Annotated in this window: 13 protein-coding genes and 1 tRNA gene; 11 read left to right on the forward strand and 3 right to left on the reverse strand. The window is 48.4% G+C overall.

The annotated features are described in order from the left end of the window. Positions 1-60 precede the first annotated feature (60 nt). Complete coding sequence (locus NTZ10_02650) at positions 61-747, reverse strand: hypothetical protein (protein MCX5749127.1); 687 nt, start codon at positions 745-747, stop codon at positions 61-63. Between the two features lie 211 nt (positions 748-958). Between NTZ10_02650 and NTZ10_02655 the strand changes: the two genes are divergently transcribed. From NTZ10_02655 to NTZ10_02670, 4 genes are all read left to right on the forward strand, one after another. Next, complete coding sequence (locus NTZ10_02655) at positions 959-2149, forward strand: PAS domain-containing sensor histidine kinase (protein MCX5749128.1); 1191 nt, start codon at positions 959-961, stop codon at positions 2147-2149. Between the two features lie 88 nt (positions 2150-2237). Continuing rightward, a complete protein-coding gene (locus NTZ10_02660) occupies positions 2238-3788 on the forward strand; it encodes a glycogen/starch synthase (protein ID MCX5749129.1) in 1551 nt (516 codons plus the stop codon). Between the two features lie 166 nt (positions 3789-3954). Then, a tRNA-Leu gene (locus NTZ10_02665) sits at positions 3955-4037 on the forward strand. Between the two features lie 17 nt (positions 4038-4054). Beyond that, a complete protein-coding gene (locus NTZ10_02670) occupies positions 4055-4822 on the forward strand; it encodes a hypothetical protein (GenBank protein ID MCX5749130.1) in 768 nt (255 codons plus the stop codon). A gap of 67 nt (positions 4823-4889) precedes the next feature. Here NTZ10_02670 and NTZ10_02675 read toward each other — a convergent pair whose 3' ends face one another. Continuing rightward, positions 4890-5762: a hypothetical protein gene (locus NTZ10_02675; GenBank protein ID MCX5749131.1), complete on the reverse strand. Its 873-nt coding sequence runs from the start codon at positions 5760-5762 to the stop codon at positions 4890-4892. A gap of 136 nt (positions 5763-5898) precedes the next feature. On the opposite strand from NTZ10_02675, the gene fusA reads away from it, so the two are divergent. From fusA to NTZ10_02705, 6 genes are read left to right on the forward strand one after another with little or no spacing between them, the layout of a single operon-like run. Beyond that, entirely contained in the window at positions 5899-7980 is a 2082-nt protein-coding gene (gene fusA / locus NTZ10_02680) for an elongation factor G (protein MCX5749132.1), read from the forward strand. A gap of 6 nt (positions 7981-7986) precedes the next feature. Next, complete coding sequence (locus NTZ10_02685) at positions 7987-10161, forward strand: glycoside hydrolase family 57 protein (GenBank protein ID MCX5749133.1); 2175 nt, start codon at positions 7987-7989, stop codon at positions 10159-10161. A 10-nt stretch (positions 10162-10171) separates the two neighbouring features. After that, complete coding sequence (locus NTZ10_02690; protein MCX5749134.1) at positions 10172-12328, forward strand: DUF1926 domain-containing protein; 2157 nt, start codon at positions 10172-10174, stop codon at positions 12326-12328. Beyond that, positions 12328-13362: a galactose-1-phosphate uridylyltransferase gene (gene galT, locus NTZ10_02695; GenBank protein ID MCX5749135.1), complete on the forward strand. Its 1035-nt coding sequence runs from the start codon at positions 12328-12330 to the stop codon at positions 13360-13362. Before NTZ10_02690 ends, galT begins: the two co-directional genes overlap by 1 nt. Before the next feature lie 15 nt (positions 13363-13377). Continuing rightward, entirely contained in the window at positions 13378-14397 is a 1020-nt protein-coding gene (locus tag NTZ10_02700) for a DUF4912 domain-containing protein (protein ID MCX5749136.1), read from the forward strand. Then, a complete protein-coding gene (locus NTZ10_02705; GenBank protein MCX5749137.1) occupies positions 14397-15980 on the forward strand; it encodes a DUF1957 domain-containing protein in 1584 nt (527 codons plus the stop codon). Before NTZ10_02700 ends, NTZ10_02705 begins: the two co-directional genes overlap by 1 nt. Positions 15981-16000: 20 nt before the next feature. Here NTZ10_02705 and NTZ10_02710 read toward each other — a convergent pair whose 3' ends face one another. Continuing rightward, positions 16001-16534, reverse strand: a complete 534-nt coding sequence (locus NTZ10_02710) for an ORF6N domain-containing protein (protein MCX5749138.1) — start codon at positions 16532-16534, stop codon at positions 16001-16003. Between the two features lie 107 nt (positions 16535-16641). Here NTZ10_02710 and NTZ10_02715 point away from each other — a divergent pair, with 107 nt between their 5' ends. After that, the gene (locus tag NTZ10_02715) at positions 16642-19125 is read left to right on the forward strand and encodes a sugar phosphate nucleotidyltransferase (GenBank protein ID MCX5749139.1); all 2484 of its coding nucleotides are present in this window, start codon (positions 16642-16644) and stop codon (positions 19123-19125) included. Positions 19126-19270: the final 145 nt, after the last annotated feature.

Raw genomic sequence — 19270 nt, forward strand, 5'->3', positions numbered from 1 at the left:
GCGAACCAACAAAAAATAATGAATATTTAGAGCTAAATCCGCATTAATCAATGAATATTGTTAAATACCAAAATACCAATCCCTATGATGGAAATTATATAAGTCTGCCCAAAGCGAATGTATCGGGCTCTGCCAGGTCTCTATTGCATTCCTGCCATCACAACCTCCAAAACTTGCATACCCCTGTTTAAAACCCAAAAACACTTTCGCGCCATCATGAATGCCATTGGGTCTATCAGCGCCTGCCAAAAACTTAGATTCAATATTTATAAAGCTATCAAGACCGCAAATATCTGGTTGAAATATGCTTGCAATCGGCGGAATGTTAAAATCATCTTGATGCTGTAATATATGCACAAATCCCGGCATTAAAATCTTTCGAGCCTCGTCAATTGCATCTTTTCCTTTCTCTCTCGATACTACAAAGGCGGTCATAAATCTGGCAAAGGTTTCAGCATCTTCCGCTGTTACATAAACTCGGGGTAGCCCAACTTTGAAAGGTCCGGCTACTTTATCTCCTCGGACAAAGAATTCATCCAGTCTGCAAATCAACACACCTTTTTCCACATAAGCCCCCCTAACTCCCTGCACGGCTATTTGGGTTGATGTTAAAAGTGGTCTTGCATTGGGTAGATCACCTCTTCTGAATTGAGTGTTGAGCATCATTGCCCTTGCGATCCTTTCATTGGCGACATCATACGGAATGACATTTTGCGTTACTGGTCGCGTTCCTGTTGCCTTAAGCATTTCACACCTCCTTTTGCTGAATTATTTTCTACATAGAACATAGGCTCGTTCTTCGGCTTTGCTCGAAACCTGCGCTTTCAAGGAAATCCTCCCAAAATCCCCTCTGTATATCTATCGTAAGAAAAAACAGTGAATTTCACTTTTTTTAGTTTCCCCCTTGCGTACTTTTTCTTGCAGCCACTGTTAGAATTAGGTATAATCAATTAAAATCATGAAAAATAAAAAAGCAGTCGGCAAACAAACAATGTCAGAAGATAAAAAACCCTCTCAAGATATGTCGGATGCTGTCCGACAGAGCGAAAGAAAATATCAGGAACTTGTAGAGTATGCCAACAGCAACATCCTGAGGATGGACCCTGAAGGTAAGGTCACCTTTTTCAACGAATTCGCGCAGAGGTTCTTCGGATTTTCAGAGAGCGAGATGCTGGGGCGGAGCGTCATAGGCACGATAGTTCCCGTCACGGATGACGCAGGACACGACCTGAAAAAAATGATCGAAGATATCATGGTAAACCCGCAGAATTATATCAACAATGAAAACGAGAACATGCTGCGTGACGGCAGGCGCGTATGGATAGCATGGACCAACAGGCCCGTTTATGATGAAGGACATCGTCTGAAAGAGATACTCTGCGTCGGCAACGATATCAGCGAGATAAAAAAAGCGCAGGAGCAGCTCAAAGCGATCGATAAACGGAAGTCGGATTTTGTGGCCAATGTCTCTCATGAGGTCAAAAGCCCGCTGGCGGTGATATGGCAGACACTGGACGTGCTTTCCAAGGGCATCACCGGTGATGTGAACGAGAAGCAAAAAGAGATACTGGAAACGGCAAAGAAGAACGTAATGCGGCTTGTAAGGCTCGTGACCGATCTTCTGGACATCTCAAAGATAGAAGCCGGGAAAATGGAGTTAAAAATAGAAGAGTTTGACATGTCCTCGCTGACGGAAGAAGTGCTCACAAACGATGAAAGTGAATTTTCAAGAAAAAAGATAGATCTTAAAAAAGACATCCCTCCGACTGCCGGGCAAGTAATGGCGGACAAAGATAAAATTACCGAAGTGATACTCAACCTTTTAAGCAACGCGATCAAATATACCCCTCAGGGCGGAGTTATATCCGTAAAACTGTCGCAGGCCGATAAGGAAGTGCGATTTGAGATATCTGATACAGGACCGGAGATCTCCAAAGAAAATATTGATAAGATATTCGATAAATTCGAACGCGTAATCGTCGAAAGGGAGGAAGGCACCGGGCTGGGGCTTGCCATAGCAAAAGATATCGTGCAGCTTCACGGCGGAAAACTTTGGGTCGAAAGCCCCTCGACTATGCTCGGGACAGGCGAGATCGGGAAAGGCAGCAGATTTATTTTTACTCTGCCCCGTAATACAGGCAAACAATAGCGCGGCATCTCGACTCGCGTCTCGAAATTGTAAATCCACTGAAATTTCTAAAATATCCATCCGATAATCGTATCGGGAACAAAAATATATGATCATAGACCGTCCGTTAAAAATACTTGCGATTTCCCCCGAGGGCAGGCTCATGCGCTCCGGAGGTTTGGGGCAGGCCGCCGGCAGCCTTGCAGTAACGATGTTCAAAATGGGACATGATGTGCGCCTGGCAGTACCAAAATATGTAAGACATGCGGAAAAGCTGAAACCGAGAGAAAGGCCGGACTTTGACGTTGACGTTTTGGTAAGAGGAATTCATACGCCGGCTTCCATTTTCCGTAAACCTTCGGATGTTGACGGGATGCCGGAGTATCTTGTTGACAATCCGAAATATTTTAACAGGTTCGGCATGTATGAAGATAAGCACAAGCATCCTTTCGATGATAACGGTGAGCGCTTCGCATATTTTTCCCTGGCAGCCCTTAGCATACCTGACAAACTCCGTGACGAAGAAGGCGGCCCGTGGAAGCCGGATATCATCCACTGCCATGACTGGCAGACGGGAATGGTGCCGGTATTCTTTGACCAGTTCTTTAAGGGAAGGAAGGGAAAATATGCCGGCGCCAAAACAGTTCAGACCGTGCACAACGCCAGTTTTTTGGGCCCGGATAATGAGGCTATGGGGCCGGCATTCCTTGATATTTTCGGTCTGAACAGGGAACTCTTTAATAGCAGGTCACTGGAATATTTTAACAAAGTGAGAATGCTTATTGCCGGCCTGAGATGGGCGAATGCGGCAACAACAGTAAGCCAGAATTATGCGGCCGAGGTGATGAATGATTTTCCGGATCCGTCCACTCCGAACAGGCAGGATCTTCAGTGTGTCTTTAAAGACGTTGCCGCAAGAAAGCCGTTTTTGGGGATATTGAACGGCTATGATTACGAAGGAAATACATTGCTTTTGGACAAGCGGCTAAGACCAATTATCGGCAGGACCGGAAATATATTTGAGGCAAAAAGAGCGATCAAAAGGGCTGCCCAGGAGCGGTTTGGTTTGGATATTGAACCGGAAACACCGCTTATCGGCGTCCTGACAAGGCTGGATCCCGTGCAAAAAGGGTGTGATATTATGCTTGATGCAATACCGGGATTGCTCGGCAAGGCGCAATTCGTTGTTTGCGGCACGGGAGACAGTGCGCTCGAAACGCGGTTCTGGCGGCTGCACGCGGACCATCCGAAAAGGATCCGGATGACAGATCGCGGTAATACTTTTAATCATGAAGTCACTGAACTGATAACGTCCGGCTGTGATCTTTTTTGGATCCCGTCCAGGTTTGAACCGTGCGGATTGGTCCAGTTCGAGGCAATGGCTTACGCAACACTGGTGATCGCCAGATCGACCGGGGGGCTTAAGGACACGGTCTTTGATATCGGTGAAAATTTAAGCCGGGGTAACGGCTTCACTTTCAGGGATTATTCAAGCGGCGCCGTGTCCTTGGCGACACTGAGAGCCATAGATGTTTATCACAATGCCAAAGATCTCTGGCATCTGATGATGGAAAGAGCTTACAGGGCAAGGTATACCTGGCAGGAATCAGCCGAGCAGTATCTGAAAATGTTTTATTCGCAGCTTGGCATGATGAACTGACGCTGTCCAATATTCAAATATTTGACCATCCGGTTATTTCTTTGTAGAATTGATTACAATATAATGCCGTTGTGGCGGAATTGGCCCGCCCGCAACGCTTCGCTAACGCTTGCGTAGCGATGCGGGCGGGCATACGCGCTATAATAATATGAATAAGTGTTTGTCTGCCGGAGTGGCGGAATTGGCATACGCGCATGACTTAGGATCATGTGCCCAAAAGGCTTGGAGGTTCAAATCCTCTCTCCGGCAATAAAGGAGGATCGATGATGAAAAATAAGGTTTTGTTGATCTTTACCCTGATGATAATGTTTGCCGCGAGCGCCCTTGCCGATCATTTTAGTATCAGCTATGTTCCCGACGGGATAACAGTAAAAACTTCCGCAAAAGACAAGTCGTCGGGTAAAGCACTTTGGCAGAACACCATACAATATCAAAAAGTAAATTATAAGGGAAAGAACATGTTCTACACGCAGGAGCAGGGAAGCGGGATATACGGTCCGGACAAGACCTACAAGAGCTGGGTGACGAGATCTTATTCGTTCCTCCAGGGGAACAGGCTTATCCCTTCCGAAGTCCAGATATTGATGAAGGACAAGAACGGGAAAGCGGTCAGGAAGATCGAAAAATATTATAACGCACAAACTGAAAGGGTCATATGTGTCGTCAACAGTAATACAAAGACATTTAATTTTAAGGACGGGATGCTGGACAAAGAAATGATGTCCGCCTGCCTTATGAATTTCCCGTTCGGCCAAAAAGACAGCATGCAGTATTATCTGCTGACGCCGGAACCCGCTGTTTATAATATGACAGTCTATTATCGAGGCAAAGAAACCCTGTCAAAAGACGGGGGTCAGATAGAATGCTATAAATTAGAAATAGTGCCGGACCTCGGCGCAATAAATATCTTTGGAGCATTCATCCCCAAGATGTATTTCTGGTATGAAACAAATGCCCCTCATGATTTTGTAAGATACGAAGGGCTTGAAAGCGGACTGGGCACCCCTTATATCGTCATCGACAGAGAAAAATAATAATATTTGTTTGAATAAAAAAAGCCCCGCTCCGAGCGGGGCTTTAATATTTTAAGGACCTGAAAGTCTATATACCCTCGCCGTACCTTGTCATCCAGCAGGCTCCGACAGCTATTATTGCGACTATCGCGCTGACGATCTGCCCGAGCACCGGAACGAGCCCGATAAGAGCAAGCAGGACGATGCCCCAGATAATCTCGGTGACCATGGGCTGGTTGTAGCGTTTAAAGCTGCTGAGGAGTTTTTTCCCGATGATCTGCGACGCCGCGATATAGCCGAGCACGAGGGCCAGGCCGTAAGCGACGATCTCGACTATGATCAGCGGGATCCCCATGATGCTGACGACAAGCAGAGCGCAGATAGGTATGATCAGGATTATCCATAGAAGGCCCCAGAGGAAAGATTTAATAGGATGTCTTTCCACGGCGACCGAGACCCATCCGACCCTTCTCGGGAACAGAAGGCCTGCCGCGATGCCGAGAGCGAGCACGCCCAGGAACGAAAGGAGCGCCGCGAACACCGTGGCCATATAGACTACCGAAGGCGCGTATTGCGTACCCAGGGCTGAGACACATGTAAATGATTGTGGCATTGTTACCTCCGTAATTTCTCCGGCGACTTTAGCGCCGGGAGCTTTTTTGACTACCCCTCCTACAGCGGCCACTTTTCCGTTGACCCTTGCGGACGGCCTTAATATTACACTTCCTCCGACCGCTACCACGTCGCCTGTCACTTCTCCCGCGACAGCGACCGATCCCCCGACCGCGACCACCGATTTGACCGTCATACCGGCCGGGACAGCGGCATTTGAACCGATCTTTATAATATCAGCGAGCACAGGTCTGTCGGAGGCAAGACTTTTACTGGATGCGGCAAAGGCGGGTAGAGCAGAGACGATCACCAAAATAAGCGAAAATGCTAAAACTCTTCTGAGATTCATGCGATCCTCCTTTCCGAGTTATGTTTGCGGAAATAATTGTACAATACGGCAGCGTTATTTGCAAGGTCGGTTTTGTTGTGGTAAAATTTCTCAAAATATCGCTGAAACACGGAAAAGGCATCCACAGGAGAAAAAAATGAAGCAATACACCGCAGAAAAGATCAAGAACATCGTCATGCTCGGCCACGCGGGCAGCGGGAAGACTTCGACGGCGGAAGCGATGCTTTTTGATTCGGGGGCGACACAAAGGATGGGAAGCGTGGTGGAAGGGAACACTGTCACGGACTTTGACGCCGAAGAAATAAAAAGAAAGAACAGTGTCAGGCTGAGCCTCGCGCCGTTTGAATATAAGGATTATAAGGTCAATCTCATAGACGTTCCCGGATTTGCGGATTTTGTCGGAGAAGCGATATCGGGGATATCCGCCGCCGACTCCGCGATATTTGTCGCCTGCGCCGTCACGGGCCTTGGAGTCGGCGCTCACGAATTCTGGAGGCTCGCGGACGAAAAAAATCTGCCGAGGATCATTTTCATCAACAAGATGGATAAGGAAAGGGCGGACTATTATACGACGCTTGATGTATTGCGGGAATCTTTCGGCAAAGACGTGGTCCCTGTCTATATACCTATAGGAAAAGAAGCTTCGTTTTCAGGGGTCGTCGATGTCCTGAACAAAAAAGCGTATAAGTTCGAGAACGGAAAATCCTCGGAGATACCCATCCCTGAAGACATGAACGGCCCGGTCGAAAAATACCGCGACATGCTCATCGAAGAGGTAGTGGAGATCGACGAGGCCCTGCTTGAAAAATTCATGAACAACGAGGAGATAAGCGACGCGCAGATAGCCGAGGCTTTTCAGAAAAGCGTGGACCACAAGCAGATCTATCCCGTTCTTTGCGGGAGCGCCGCGAAGAACATCGGAATAAACCTGCTTGCCGAAGCCGCGGAGCACTGGCTGCCGGGAGCGGACGAAATAAAGCTGCAGGGACTTGACGGCAGCGAAAGAAAACCGGCAAAGGACGAAGCTTTTTCGGGATATATCTTTTCCACGATGATCGAGCCCCATGTCGGAGAGTTGTCTTTTGTCCGGGTGTTGTCCGGGGCGCTCAATCACTCAAGCTCGGTATACAATTCCTCGAAGAACACGTCCGAGAGGGTGGGGCAGCTGTTTTTTTTAAGAGGGAAGAACAGGGAAGAGACCCAGTCCGCGACGGCCGGGGACATCGTGGCGCTGCCGAAATTAAAAAGCACCGCCACGGGCGATACGCTTTGCGACCAGAACAGGCAGATCGTCTACAGGCCGGCCGCGTATCCAGAACCGATATTATCGATCGCGGTCAAACCAAAGTCCAAGGCCGACCAGGAAAAAATGGGCACGGCCCTGAATTCGCTGACGCATGAGGACCCTACTTTCAAAGTTTCGCATAACATCGAGACCAAAGAGACGATAATTTCCGGAATGGGCGATGTCCATCTTGAGGTGATGCTTGAACGTGTCAAAAAGAGGTTCGGCGTGGAGATCGAAGCAGGCGCACCGAGGATCCCTTACAGAGAAACGATCAGGGGAAAGGCGAAAGGCCAGGGAAAATACAAGAAACAATCGGGCGGCCGCGGGCAGTACGGCGACTGCTGGCTCGATATAGAGCCTCTGCCGAGAGGGAGGGGTTTTGTTTTTGTCGACAAGATCGTGGGGGGAGCCATCCCGAAAAACTATATCCCGTCCATCGAAAAAGGAATAAAGGAAACGATGATAACCGGAGTGATCGCCGGCTATCAGGTGATGGACGTCAAAATAACGCTGTGCGACGGTTCTTATCACGAGGTGGATTCATCGGACATGGCCTTCAAGATAGCGGGTTCCATGGGATTCAAAAAGACCTTCAACGACGCGATACCGATAATACTTGAGCCGATAATGAACCTGGAGATAAACGTGCCTGACGACTGCGTCGGCGATATTGTCTCCGACATAAATAAAAGAAGAGGAAAGATACTCGGAATGGACCAGGCGGCGTCAAAGCACACGATAGTAAAGACCACCGTGCCGTTCGCGGAGGCCTCAAAATACGCGTCAGACCTGCGGTCGATAAGCCGCGGGAGGGGATATTTTTCATCAAAATTCTCCCACTACGAAGAGGCGCCCGCAAAGACCCAGCAGGAACTCAGGACAAAATACGAGCAGCTGAAAGCGGCGGGGGAACTGAGAGAGATGGCGTAAGAAAAGATGTCAACAAGACAACCTTTGAGCGTTGCGTTCGTCTGGCATATGCACCAGCCCTTTTACAAAGACCTGGTGACGCACGAATATTTCCTTCCCTGGGTCAGGCTCCACGCGATAAAAGATTATTACGACATGGTCGCGTACTTGGATAGATATCCCAAAATAAGATCTGTGTTCAATATTGTCCCTTCTCTCTTCACGCAGATAGAGGATTATGTGAACGGCACGGCGAAAGACAAGTTCATGATCATGTCCCTGAAGCATCCCGAAGAACTCAGTCACGAAGAAAAGATCTTCATCCTCAAGAATTTTTTCATGGCCAACTGGGACACGATGATAAAACCGTACCCGAGATATAATGACCTTCTGCTTAAAAGGGGCCGCTTCGTGACGCTGCACGATATAAGCCAGGTGGCGGCGCGTTTTTCAAGCCAGGAGCTTCTTGACCTCCAGGTCTGGTTCAACCTGGCCTGGTTCGGCGCGGTCTACAAGCAGAACAATCCCGCGATAAAGGGACTTCTTGAAAAAGGGAAGAACTATAACGAGGATGACAAGAAAATACTTTTTGAAAAACAGATCGAGATAATGAGACTGATCCTCCCGAAATACAAACAGCTGCAGGAGTCGGGGCAGATAGAAGTGACCGTGACCCCTTTCTGCCACCCGATACTGCCTTTGCTCTGCAACGGCTCGGTCGCCAGGGTATCGGACCCGGGGATCACACTCCCTAAATACAATTTTTCTTATCCCGAGGACGCAAAAAGGCAGGTGAAGGACGCGGTCGCGTATTATAAAAAGAATTTCGGGGCGGACCCCGAAGGGATGTGGCCTTCCGAAGGCTCGGTGTCGGAAGACATAATCCCGATAATCGCGGGCGAGGGGATAAAATGGATCGCGACCGACGAGGAAATATTGAGCAGCACTTTAAAAAAGAAATTATCCGCGGCGGAACTTTTCACTCCTTATATCGTCGAAAAGGACGGCTCTCAACTGACGATAATATTCCGCGACCACAGGATATCCGACGACCTCGGATTTGTCTATGCCAAATGGGCCCCGAGGGACGCGGCCGCGGATATCGTCGGAAAATTACACAAGATAGCGGATGTTCTGCCCGATGACGGCAGGAATTACCTCGTGAGCATCATCCTGGACGGTGAGAACGCCTGGGAATACTACCAGAACAACGGCAAGGATTTCTTTGACAACTTGTATTCCATGCTTTCAAACGATCATAGATTGCAGACGGTAAGGGTGAAGGACTTCTTAAAAGAAAATCCGCCGTCAAGCAGGCTCCAAAATCTTTTCCCCGGGTCATGGATCAATCATAACTTCAATATATGGATAGGCCACAGCGAGGACAATCTGGCCTGGGACCACCTGTACAAAGCAAGAGAAGCTCTTTGCAAAGCGGAGAACGCTCCTCATATCGCGTGGGATGAGCTGGCAGTGGCGGAAGGATCCGACTGGAACTGGTGGTACGGCAACGATCACAGCAGCGATAATGATGAAGACTTCGATATTCTTTTCAGAAAACATCTGATCAATATTTACCGTCTGATCGGGCAGGAGCATCCAAAACAGCTTGAGTCGCCGATAAAACAGATGAAGGTCGTAAAACCGACGAGAGAGCCGGTCTACCTGATCGAGCCGATAATCGACGGAGAGGTGTCGAATTATTATGAATGGCTGTCTGCCGGGCTGTACAGCGTGGACCAGTTCAGGGGCGCGATGCACCAGATCGAAACAGTAATAAGAAATATATATTATGGTTTCAGTACAGACACTCTGTATATCAGGATCGACACGGCGATAGAGTTGAATTGCACAGAAAATCCTGAACTGAAGTCAGTGTCGTTTGAAGTGAACATATCAAAGCCTAAACAATATAAAATAGAACTGTCATGCGACGAAAAATGCGAAAAAAGAGTCGCGGTCTTCAAGCTGGGCCAATCAGGACAGTTCGAAAAGAAGAGCGGAATAAGCACGTTTGCCGTGAAAAAGATCATCGAGATCGGCGTGCCGTTCTCCGTTCTGGAGATCAGGCAGGGGGACGAGGTCCAGCTGAACGTTTCAGTGAAAAAAGACTGCAGGGAGCTTGAAAGCTGGCCAAAGGGCGGGATAATAAACTTCAAGGCGCCTGACGAGGATTATTTAGCATCGAGCTGGTTCGTATAGAGGAAAATAAATGAAAAAAATAAACTTTCTGTTCGCGGTCCACTGCCACCAGCCCGTGGGGAATTTCGAGGGCGTGATAGAGGACGCTTATCAAAAGTCATATCTGCCGTTTATCAATGTCCTTGAGAAATTCCCGTCCATCAGGATAACGGTCCACTACACGGGCGTGCTGCTTTCCTGGTTCAGAAAAAAACACCCGGAGTTCCTGAAAAGATTGAACGCGCTGGCAAAAAAAGGGCGTATAGAGATATTGACGGGCGGATATTACGAGCCGATCCTTTCGGTCATTCCCGAACGGGACAGGACGAGCCAGATCCGGAAACAGACGGCGTTCACGAAAGAACATCTGGGATATGATCCGAAGGGAGCCTGGCTTGCCGAGCGTATCTGGGAGCCCGGTCTCGTAAAAAGCCTGAGCGACGCGGGGGTAAAGTTCACGGCGCTCGATGATTACCATTTTATAAGCGCGGGGCTCGAAGAGAACGAGCTGAAAGGTTATTTTGTCACCGAAGACCAGGGATGCACTTTGGACGTGTTCCCTATAAGTAAAAAACTCCGGTACCTGATGCCGTTCAAGCTGCCGCATGAGACCATCGATCATTTAAGGGAGATCGCGACGGAAAGCGGCGACCTTGCCGCGGTGATCGCGGATGACGGCGAGAAATTCGGGGTATGGCCCGGGACGCATAAATGGGTCTATGAAGAGCGCTGGCTCGAATTGTTCTTCGGTCTTCTGGAGCAGGAGAGCGGCTGGATAAAAACGATGACGTTCTCCGAGTACAGGGAAAAATATCCCGCGAAAGGGCGTATCTATATTCCCACGGCTTCGTATTTCGAGATGATGGGATGGTCCCTTTTTCTGAACGCGGGGAAGAAGTTCGACAAGATAGAGAACGAGATAAAAGCTTCCGGCAATTACGACAGGTACCAGCAGTTCTTTAAAGGCGGTTTCTGGAGGAATTTCTTCGTGAAATACCCGGAAAGCAACAACATGCACAAGAAAATGCTGCTGGTGTCAAGAAAGACCGAGAATGCAGCGAAGAATTTATCGATCGATACGGAAAAGATCCGCGATGAACTGATGCAGGGGCAATGCAACTGCGCCTACTGGCACGGAGTTTTCGGCGGTCTCTACTTAAATTACCTGAGGCACGCGGTGTATGAACATCTGATAAAAGCGGAGAACCTGGCGGACGATATCATCCACCAGGGCGGAAAATGGCTGGAAGCGGAGATCGAGGATTTTGACAAGGACGGGGAAGACGAGATACTGGTCAGCACGCAGCTGATGAATTTATATTTTGACCCCGACAAGGGCGGCACCCTCATTGAACTTGATTACAGGCCCAAATGTTTCAACCTGCTCAACACTTTTTCAAGAAGGGAAGAAGTCTACCATAAAGAGATCTTAAAACCGGAACTTCACCAGCTGACCCTCACCGGCACGGCCGGCGGCGCGGCGAGCATTCATGACGCGGTCAGAGTAAAAGAGATCGGCCTTCAGGACCACCTGAACTATGACTGGTACAGGAGAGCCTGTTTTATCGAGCATTTTCTTGCGGAAGACACGACGCTTGAAAACTTTTCAAAAAGCAGGTACAGGGAGCTCGGAGATTTTGTCGACCAGCCTTATGTCGGAGAGGTCTCTTACGGCAGGAACGAGGTCTCGGTCATCCTGACAAGGGACGGACACGTCAAAAAGAACGGTGACAGGATACCCGTCAGGGTGTCAAAGACATTCCTTATAACTTCCGAAAATACGGATATGGAAGTGAAATGGGAGATAAAGAACCTGAGCGACAAGCCCGTCGACCTGTGGTTCGGCGTGGAATATAACTTCTCGCTTTTAGCGGGCAACGCGCCGGACAGATACTACCTGATAGACGGCAAAAAACCGGACGATCCAAAGCTCGCGAGTTATGGACAGACTTCTGATATATACGAAGTCAATTTGATTGACAAATGGAGCGGAATAAGTATAATTATAGATGCGGGAAAACGGTCTGACCTCTGGAGATTTCCTATCGAGACGGTCTCTCAATCCGAAGGAGGATTCGAGAGGACGTATCAGGGGTCTTGTCTATTGTCCCATTTGAAGATGAACTTGCCCGCTAACAGCTCTCAGGAATATTCGGTCAAATTTAAGATAAAGGAAGGAGCTCGGTAATGCCTGAACTCAGGAAAGACCCTATTTCGGACAGATGGGTGGTGATATCGACGGAAAGAGGCAGAAGACCGTCGGATTTCAAGGCCGGCGAGGAGAAAAGCGGCAAGGAAGAGGCCAAGACCTGCCCGTTCTGCGAGGGGAACGAAACCAAGACCCCGAAAGAAATAATCGCTTACAGAAAACCGGGGACCGCGGCCGACACTCCGGGCTGGCTTGTGCGCGTGATGCCGAATAAATTCCCGGCGCTCGTGATAGAGGGAGAGGTCAACAGGACCGGCATAGGGATATTTGACATGATGAGCGGCATCGGCGCGCACGAAGTCATAGTTGAAACACCCAGGCATAATGAGTCCATCCCTGACATGGATGATCCGCAGGTGGAAAAGGTCCTTTGGGCTTATAAAGAGAGGATAAGGGACCTTGAAAGGGATAAAAGGTTCAGGTATGTGCTCGTGTTCAAGAATTACGGGGAGGCGGCGGGCGCGTCGCTTTCACACTCGCACTCCCAGCTGATCGCCACTCCGATAACCCCAAGGTACATAAAAATGGAGCTTACCAACTCGCGGCAGTATTTTGTGGAGAAAGAGCGCTGCATCTTCTGCGACCTGATAAGACAGGAGCTTTCTTACGGGGAGAGGATAGTCGCTGAGAACGAGAATTTTGTGGTCTTCACGCCGTTCGCCTCGAGGTTCCCTTTCGAGGTCTGGCTGCTCCCGAGGAAGCATTATTACGGGTTCACGGAGATGAACGAGGAAGAGACAAAGCAGTGCGCCAGGATGCTGAAGGATATCCTCACACGGCTGAAAAAATGCCTTTATGACCCGCCGTATAACTATGTCGTCCACACCGCCCCGAATGTCCTTACAAGACCGGGAAGGCCCGATTACTGGGGTACGATACAATATGATTTTCACTGGCATATAGAGATAATCCCGAGGCTTACAAAAGTCGCGGGATTCGAATGGGGATCAGGGCTGTACATAAATCCGACGCCGCCGGAAGAAGCGGCAAAATATCTCAGGGAGATCATGTAAAAGGAGGCGGTCAAAATGGCAGAGAGTTCTAAACCGAAAAGAACCAGAGCAAAATCAGCCGCGCCGAAAAAAATGGCAGCCCCGAAAGCGGAAGGCATAAAAAAACCGCGGCAGAGGAAGACACAAAAAAAAGTCTCCCCGGTTGTTCAACAGACCGAAAAATCAGTCCAGAATATCCCGCAGGAAAAATCAAGGGTAGAAGAAAGCAAGTATTACGCGGGTCCGGTCATACAAAAATTTTTCGAGGATAAAGGATATGAACTCCCGGCGGGCTACGGAGACGCGCGCATAACGCTGATGGTCCGCGATCCTTACTGGATCCACGCTTACTGGGAGCTGGCAGACTGGAAACTTGAGGAGTTGAAGTCCATGATGGGACATGATAATTTCTCAAGGTCAAAAAAGATGCTGCGCGTATATGATGTCACAGATATTAAGTTTACAGGGGTCAACGCGAACAAATCATATGATATAGATGTTTCTCACGACGCGAGGAACTGGTACATAAATCCCGGCGACCCCAACAGAAGCTACTGTGTAGATATCGGCTTCCTCGACCCGCACGGAAAGTTCTTTGTAGCCGCGCGCTCGAATGTCGTCTCGACCCCCAGGGACAGCATGTCCGATGTCATAGACGAGGAATGGCTGACAATAGACTGGGAAAGGATGTACGCGCTTTCGGGAGGGTTCGGCATAGGAAAATCATCAGGCGAGATAAAAGAGCTCCTGAAAAAAAGATTAAGGGAAGAGATGTCCTCGGGTTTTATGGGATGGAGCGGTTCGATCACGGCAAGGCCGGAGAAGGCAAAAGATTTCTGGCTGGTCGCAAATACCGAGCTGATCGTTTACGGCGCGACAGAACCTGACGCAAAGGTCTCCATTCAGGGTCTGCCCGTAAAACTGCGGCATGACGGGACGTTCTCCATGAGGTTCGCACTTCCCGACGGCAGGCAGGAGATACCGATAGAGGCCATCAGCAGGGACGGAAACCTGAAGAGGTCAATACACAAGACAGTGGAAAAACGGACCAAGTGATGGAAAAGGGCTATCTTTCACTTGTCCTTCATGCCCACCTTCCGTATGTCAGGCATCCGGAGTTCCATGATTTTATGGAAGAGGACTGGTTTTACGAGGCTATCACCGAGACTTACATCCCGCTTATAAACGTATTTGAGGGCCTGATAAAGGACAATGTCCCGTTCAAGATCACTGTTTCTTTTTCTCCCACTCTTCTTGCCATGTTCCGCGATCCTCTTCTGCAGGAACGCTACATCGAGCATATCAACAAGCTGATAGAGCTTTCATATAAAGAAATAGAGCGGACGAGGTTCGAGCCGCAGTTCAACAATCTCGCGCACATGTACAAGGATAAATTCGAAAATGCCAGACACGTGTTCTGCGACAAATACCGGAGGGACCTGACGAAGGCGTTTAAATGGTTCAACGAAACGGGCAGCGTCGAAGTGATCACCTGCGGTGCGACGCACGGTTTCCTCCCCCTGATGGAAACAGCCCCGGAAGCGGCAAGAGCGCAGGTAAAGATCGCGGCCTCTTATTTCAGGGAAGTTTTCGGCAGAAGCCCTCTCGGCATATGGTTCCCGGAATGCGGATATAATCCGGGGCACGACAAGTTTTTGAACGAAGAGAACATCAGATACTTTTTTGTGGACACACACGGAGTGCTCCACGCCTCTCCCAGGCCCAAGTACGGAGTATTCGCGCCAATATATACAAAAAACGGCGTCGCGGCTTTCGGGCGTGATGTCGAATCATCCAAGGCTGTCTGGAGCGCTAAAGAAGGGTACCCGGGAGACTGTAATTACCGTGATTTCTACCGCGACGTGGGATTTGACCTGGACTTCGATTATATAAAACCGTATATTCATTCTGACGGGTTAAGGATAAACACCGGGATCAAATATTATAAAATAACCGGCCCCACGGACCACAAGGAACCTTACAACAGGCACTGGGCTCTTGAAAAGGCAGCCGACCACGCGGGCAACTTTTTGTTCAACAGGCAGAAACAGGCAGAGTTCCTCTGCGATTACATGGAGAAAAAACCGATCATAATATCGCCTTATGACGCGGAACTGTACGGCCACTGGTGGTTCGAAGGGCCTGATTGGCTCAACTTTTTGATAAGGAAGATAGCGTATGATCAGGACATCATAAGGCTGACGACCCCTGCTCAGTATCTTGAGGAGAATCCGAGGAACCAGGTCTCAACTCCTTCCATGAGCAGCTGGGGGTGGAAAGGGTATTCGGAATACTGGCTTGAAGGGAGCAACGACTGGATTTACAGGTACCTGCACAAAGCCGCGGAGAGGATGACGGAGATCGCAAATCAAAATAAAGGCGCTTACGGTCAGATGGAACGGGCACTAAAACAAGCGGCAAGAGAATTGATCCTTGCGCAGGCAAGCGACTGGGCATTCATCATGAAGGCCGGGACCGTTGTTGAGTACGCAGTTAAAAGGACAAAAGACCATATCGAACGGTTCACAAAGCTTTACGAGATGATCAAAGCAAATAATATCGATGAAGGTTATCTTTCAGATATAGAATCAAAGGATAATCTATTTCCGAATATTGATTTTAGGGTTTACTGCTCTTAATTAATCTCCGATTCTATTTTCTATAAGAAGCCAATCTTCCCCTTAGGTTTAATTTCTTCCTTCATCAACTGCCTTATCGCGTTGAATATGGCTATGATATCCTCGTCGTGCTTCTCGATCTTGCGCTCGAGTTCGTTCAGCTTGTGAACAAGTTCTTTATTATTTGATACCATCTGCCGGAGCTTTACAAAGGCGCGCATTATGGCGATGTTGACGAGGATGGCGCGGTCGCTCCTTAATACAGATGACAACATCAATATCCCGTGTTCAGTAAAAGCTCTCGGAAGCTTTCTGATCCCTCCCCAACTTGATATTCCAAAATGGAATATCAAGTTATCATATTCCTCTTTATTCAGCCTGAACATAAAGTCTCCCGGGAAACGATCTAAATTTCTTGAGACCGCTTTGTTTAGGTTAAATGTTGTTATGTCATATAAGATAGCCAAGTCCTTATCGAACATGACTTTTTGTCCTCTGACCAAAAAGATCTTATTTTCTATGATCTCAATCGGGATCAATGCCTTACTGTCGGATTTTTCGACATTCTTTTCCATAAAACAACATCCTTTGTTCGTTATTTCAGTTTTATATGCACAAATGAGCAATTTGGATGCCACCTCCCCCTTGACCCCTAACTCCTAACCCTATACCCTATATATATATGAAAGCAATGTTAATGGCCGGAGGGTTCGGGAAACGGCTCCACCCGCTAACTACTAATATCCCGAAGCCGCTTATTCCTGTTTGCGGTAAGCCGATAATGTTATACGTGATACAGGAATTAAAAAAACATTCTATAGACGATATCGTTGTCCTTCTTTTTCACCAGCCGAATCTTATCAAGGACTATTTCAAGGACGGCAAAGAATTCGGCGTCGAGCTTACTTATGTGACAGCCGATCAGGATTTCGGCACGGCCGGAGCAGTGAAATACGCGCAGAAATTTATTAATGAACCGTTCATAGTGATCAGCGCGGACATAATAACGGATTTTGATCTGACATCAATAATAAAATTCCACAAGTCTAAAAAAGCTGCAGCGACAATAACTTTGACAAGGGTAGAAAATCCTCTAGAATATGGGATTGTAATCACCGGACCGGACGGCAGGATAAACCATTTCCTTGAAAAGCCGTCATGGGGAGAAGTGTTCAGCGATACTGTTAATACGGGCATATACATATTAGAACCGGAAGTCCTTGACGATATCCCCGAAGGCCGGTTGTATGATTTCAGCATGGACCTTTTCCCGAAGATGCTCGAAGACAAAAAGAAACTGTTCGGCTGCGTGAGTGAAGGTTATTGGAAAGACATAGGGAATTTGTTAGAATATGCTCACGTTCATAAGGATATTCTTGACGGAAAGATCGCCATTTCCGATGCCGCAGTAAGTAGCACGGCAAAAGTCTCTCATCTTGCAAAGATCGAAGGCAGGGTGATCATCGGCAGCAGAACGTCCATAGCTGACGGCGCTTACATATCGAGTTCGGTAATAGGGGAACGGTGCGCTATCGGAAGGGACGCAAAGATCGTCAATTCCGTGATATGGGACGATGTCGAGATCGGGAAAGAGTGCAGCCTTTCAAGATGCGTCGTTGCCGACGGGGCGGTGATCCAGGAAAGGTCCGAGCTTGAAGAGGGGAGCATCGTCAGCGAGAAATGCGTTGTCGGGGCTGACTCAAAGATCCAGCCCTATATCAGGATCTGGCCGGGGAAAAATATCGAAGAGGGAAGCATAGTGAATTCAAGCGTTATATGGCGGCAGAGATGGTCCAAGAATATTTTCGGGCCGTACGGCATCACGGGGATATGCAATATCGAGATAACGCCGGAGTTCGCCGCGAAGCTCGGAAGCGCTTTCGGGGCGATGCTCGGCAAGGGATCGAGCGTGACAAGCTCGATGGACGGGCACAAGGCATCACGCATGATATCGCGCGGGCTTATTTCAGGGCTGTTGTCCTCGGGAGTCAACGTTTCCAACCTTGAGATGGTCCCGAGCCCGATAAACAGGTATGAACTTAAAGCGCTTAAATCGAAAGGCGGGATCCACGTAAGAAAATCACCGTTCGACCATAATCTTATTGATATTAAATTCTTTGACGGAGACGGAATGGACCTTTCTCCGAGCAAGGAAAAATCGATAGAGAAGTTTTTCTGGGGTGAGGACTACGAGCGCCCCACGATAGACGAGACAGGAGAGCTGACATTCCCGTTCTACAGGGTGGCCGAGGGATATAAAGAAGGGCTTATCACTTTTGTACAGGCAAAAGATATCAAGGACAGAAAATATAAGGTGATAATCGATTACTCGTACGGCAGCGCTTCTTCCATCTTCCCGTCGATACTCGGACAGATGGGGTGCGATACAGTCGCGATAAACGCTTATATAGACGATTCAAAGTTCACAAGGTCAAAAGCGGAATTCGACAGGTCGCTGAAGCAGCTTTCCCAGATAGTCGTTTCGTTAAAAGCCGACCTCGGCATCCTGTTCGATACCGGAGCGGAAAAAATCTTTCTTATAGACGAAAAGGGGAGTGTCTTAAGCGGTGACCTGGCGCTGTCCCTTATGGTCAAGCTGATGGTGATCTCGGGAGCAAAGACTATCGCGGTCCCCGTGAACGCATCGTCCGCGGTTGACGAGATAGCCTCCGAAAAGAAAGTGAAAGTATTCCGGACAAAGACAAGCCACCGCTCCATGATGGAGACGGCGGTCGAAAGTAAAGTGGACATGTTCGGCGAGAACACGGGCGGTTATATCTTCCCGGGTTTCCAGCCGTCGTTCGATTCGATGCTTTCGACCGCGAAACTTTTTGAGCTGCTTTTAAAGCCGGAAGTCCCGATGTCGGAGATAGTTGAGTCGCTGCCGAAAAAATATCTTCTCAAAGACCAGGTCCCCTGTCCGAACGCGTTAAAAGGCATGGTGATCAGGTATATAGTAGATGAAGCGCGCGACGAAAGACCCGAGCTGATAGACGGGGTCAAGCTGCGCTTTGGAAGCGACTGGGTGCTTGTCAACGGCCACGCGCACAAGCAGGAGATCTATATCATCAGCGAATCGGACAAAGAAGATACGGCGAGAAAGCTCATGTCGAAATATAAAGACACGATCAAAAAACTCATTTCCGATAATCTCGGGAAGAAATAGCCCTCATCATAGCAGAAATGACTAATGACTAATGTCTAATGACTAATTAATGAAAAATATATATAAAAGATTCTCATTCCTTCATTAGTCATTAAGAATTAGTCATTAGTAATTAGCTGTTAAGAATGATGAGGGTGCTATAATT

The organism is Candidatus Saganbacteria bacterium (assembly GCA_026387835.1).
GTDB lineage: Bacteria > Margulisbacteria > WOR-1 > JAKLHX01 > JAKLHX01 > JAPLKZ01.